The organism is Candidatus Symbiopectobacterium sp. NZEC135 (genome assembly GCF_025962695.1).
On the sequence record NZ_JAGFPF010000157.1, the window covers coordinates 1 to 3,422 of the forward strand.

Consider the following 3,422-nt stretch of genomic DNA (forward strand, 5'->3'; position numbering starts at 1 on the left):
TTAGCTTTTTGTTTGAACAAAAATCCTGCGTAACAGGATACCATTCGTGCGGTCGAGTCGCGTGGTGTTGTTAACACAATACGCTAGGATAGGTGCAGAATTGTTGCAGCATGAAATCTGACGAACAGATAATGTCATATTAAATATCAATCAGTTATAATATTGGTGTCGGGGTTAAACAGGGTGTAAACCAGGAGCAAACATGAATAATGCAAAAACAAAAGTGCCGGCTATCGATAAAATGATTTTGCTGCTTGATTATCTTTCAACACGGAATGTGGCAACCTTTACCGAAATACACAATGCATTATCCTTGCCGAAAAGCAGCCTCTCCCTGATGTTGTCGTCACTGGTTACGCACCGTCTGGTGAAATTTGAAAAAAACAAATATCACCTGGGCCTGAAAATGTATGAATATGGCAGTGCGGCCATTCAGAATTTTAATGTTAAATCTGTGGCTCATACCCTATTGTCCGAACTGGTGAACCAACTTAATTTGACGTGTCATTTGGGCGTACTCGATGGCGACAGCCCGATTTACCTGGATAAAATAGAAAGTAATCAACTGATTAGCATTAAGAGCGTGGTGGGTAAAAAGTTATCGCTGCACAGTTCTGGGTTGGGTAAAGCGCTGATTTCTCAGTTAAGTGATGAAGAGTTGGATCGCTTGTTGCCGGAAGAGAATCTGGAAATTTTCACCCCGATGACCATTCCAACAAAAACCGCCCTGAAAAAAGAGCTGCAAGAGATCAGAAAAACAGGCTATGCCTTCGATCGCGAAGAAGGGGATTTGGGCATATTTTGTATTGCCATGCCAATATTCGATGGGCATCACGATATTATTGCCGGTGTGAGCGTCACGGGCGTCACTTTTCAAATACCCGAAACACGGCATGAGGAAATCATTCATCAATTACGTGAAGCCTGCCAAAAAATCAGCCGCAAGCTCTATGAGTAAAAAATAAAAAAGAGCGCTGCCAGCAACGCTCTTTTTCCTATTCAGACTGATTATTTATTGGCTGTCACTTTTGGCAGCGATAACGTCAGCAATGCGGCAATAATCAGCGAGACGACCAGCATTAATACGCCCATCTTGCTGCCTAAATACAGTGAAATCAGACCGACTAAATAGGGTCCACAGAATCCACCCAGGCTGCCGATGGCATTGATGGTGCCGCGCGCGCCACCCAACGCTTCCGCCGGGAACAGCAGGGTAGGCATTGACCAGTACGGACCTGCCCAGGCGTTCAGGAAAAACCCGCCGCACACCAGCATGCCGTAGGAAAGCCAGACGTTTTCTTTCAGTACCACAGAAAGGGCCAGTGAGATGGCAATGCCAAAGAATGACAGTGCGGTAAAGAGCCGACGGTTCATGGTGGCGTCGCACAGTCTGGCGAAAATATACTGGCCGATAATGGTAAAGATAAAGGGCACGGCGGTCAGTAAACCGACGACCGTCATGGTGGATTTGGTGAGCTCACTGATAAGCGTGGGCATCCACAGTGAGAAACCGTAAAAGCCAGCGGACATAAAGAAGTAAATTGCCACCATGCGCCACAGGTTCAGGCTACGGTAAAGGGCTTTGTAACCCCCTTGAGAGAGTGCGCCCTGATTGCGTTTATTTTCTTCCACATCGTTGCGCAATTCGGTTTCGATCCATTCCCGCTCTTGCGCAGAAAGCCATTTGGCATCTTTGGGATGATCGGCGACCAGCGGCAGCCAGATAAACAGCAGCGCCAGGGAAACCAGCCCCTCAACGATAAACATCACGCGCCAGTCATAGTTTTGAATCAGCCAGCCGGAAATCGGGCTGGTAATGATCACCGCAATTGCCATGTTCATCTGGAAAAATGCAATGGCGCGGGCTCGCTCTTTATTGGGGAACCAGTGGCCGATCAACGCAAGAATGGCAGGATAAACCCCACCTTCCGCTACGCCGAGGAAGAAGCGCACCGTCATCAGTTGCCAGGTATTTTGTACAAAGCCCGATACCATGGCCAGACCGCCCCAAAACACGATGGTCCAGGCGATAAATTTCTTGGCGCTGGCCTTTTCTGCAAAATGGCCGCCAGGAATTTGCAAAAAGAGATAGCCGAAAAAGAAGATACCCGCAGCGGCTCCGGCGACCGAGGAGGTAATACCGAGATCCTTATCCATACCGCCGGCAATGGCGATCCCGATATTGGTGCGATCCATAAATGCGACGATATAAACTAATATGGTGGCGGGAATAATATGCCACCATCTGGCGTTGGGTATTGTTGCATCAACCTGATTGTAAGTTACTGCTGGATTAGTATTTTCCATACTATAGCCCTGCTATTATTATTAATTGGTAGGTACAGCGTATATTCCCGGCATAATTAAAACGGCGTAGGTTATTCATTCCATTCCTTGGCCTCATGGTAAGTGAGGCCATCGTCCTGTCACGCGAATTATTACGGGTGCAATGTCATCAATAATGACAATCTGGTTATTTCAAAACGGCACCCTCATGTGCCGAGCTGGCTAATTGTGAGTAGATGCCCAAAATACCCTTGGTGAATTTACGTTTGGGTGCCTGCCATTGTTGTAACCGCTGAGCGATTTCTTCATCGGTTAAATGGGCGTGAATCGTTTTGTTAGGAATATCAATAGTGATCATGTCGCCATCGCGCAGTGCGGCAATCGGGCCGCCTTCCGCCGCCTCTGGCGAAATATGACCAACAAAGCAGCCATTATTGGTGCCGGAGAAACGGCCATCGGTAATGATGGCGGTGTTACTGGCCAGCCCCATGCCATACAGGTATTTCATCGCCTTGAACATTTCGCGCATGCCGGGGCCGGCTTTGGGGCCTTCATAGCGAATGACCAGCACGTCTCCGGGTTTGATATGTCCGGCCAGAATGGCTTCCTCGGCGGCATCTTCACTGTCAAAACAGACGGCTTTCCCGGTGAAATGGCGCATTTCTGGCAAAATGGCGGCCGGTTTGGTCACCCCGCTTTTTGGTGCGATATTGCCTTTGAGAATGGCAATCCCACCCTGAGGGGCAAAGGGTGTTTCTATGGGTTTGATGATGTCACGGTTAGGCTGATACAACAGGTTCATTGCCGCCAGGTTTTCTCCGACGGTTTGCCCGGTGACGGTGAGCGCGCCTTTCTCCAGCAATCCGCTGATTTCATGCATCACTTGTGGAATGCCGCCCGCACGGTGGAAATCCTCCATATCGAACTTCGCCGCCGGGTTCACCTTGACGATTTGTGGCGTGCTGTCGCTCAGTTCTTCATACAGAGCCATCATGGTTTCAGCTGAGATATCAAGCTCATGTGCCAATGCGGAGAGGTGCAGAACCGCATTGGTGGAGCCACCGATTGCCATCAACACCCTGATGGCGTTTTTAATCGCATCGATGGTAATAATGTCGCGGGCGGTAACGTTGTTT

General features: G+C 48.9%; 3 protein-coding genes. 1 reads left to right on the forward strand and 2 read right to left on the reverse strand.

Features of this window, described 5'->3' with window-relative positions; translation table 11 throughout:
* Positions 1–202: 202 nt before the first annotated feature.
* Positions 203–958, forward strand: coding sequence for an IclR family transcriptional regulator (locus J5224_RS24155; protein ID WP_264627767.1), 756 nt, complete (start codon positions 203–205; stop codon positions 956–958).
* Between the two features lie 50 nt (positions 959–1,008).
* Here J5224_RS24155 and J5224_RS24160 read toward each other — a convergent pair whose 3' ends face one another.
* Together J5224_RS24160 and J5224_RS24165 are read right to left on the reverse strand one after the other, a co-directional pair.
* Positions 1,009–2,307, reverse strand: coding sequence for an MFS transporter (locus J5224_RS24160; RefSeq protein WP_264627768.1), 1,299 nt, complete (start codon positions 2,305–2,307; stop codon positions 1,009–1,011).
* A gap of 166 nt (positions 2,308–2,473) precedes the next feature.
* Positions 2,474–3,422: dihydroxy-acid dehydratase (locus tag J5224_RS24165; protein ID WP_264627769.1), on the reverse strand; the 949-nt coding region annotated here is incomplete at its 5' end.

Excerpts from the sequence above, each read along its gene's own strand:
- J5224_RS24155 (WP_264627767.1), top strand. The coding sequence starts at position 203 with ATGAATAATGCAAAAACAAAAGTGCCGGCTATCGATAAAATGATTTTG.
- J5224_RS24160 (WP_264627768.1), bottom strand. The coding sequence starts at position 2,307 with ATGGAAAATACTAATCCAGCAGTAACTTACAATCAGGTTGATGCAACA.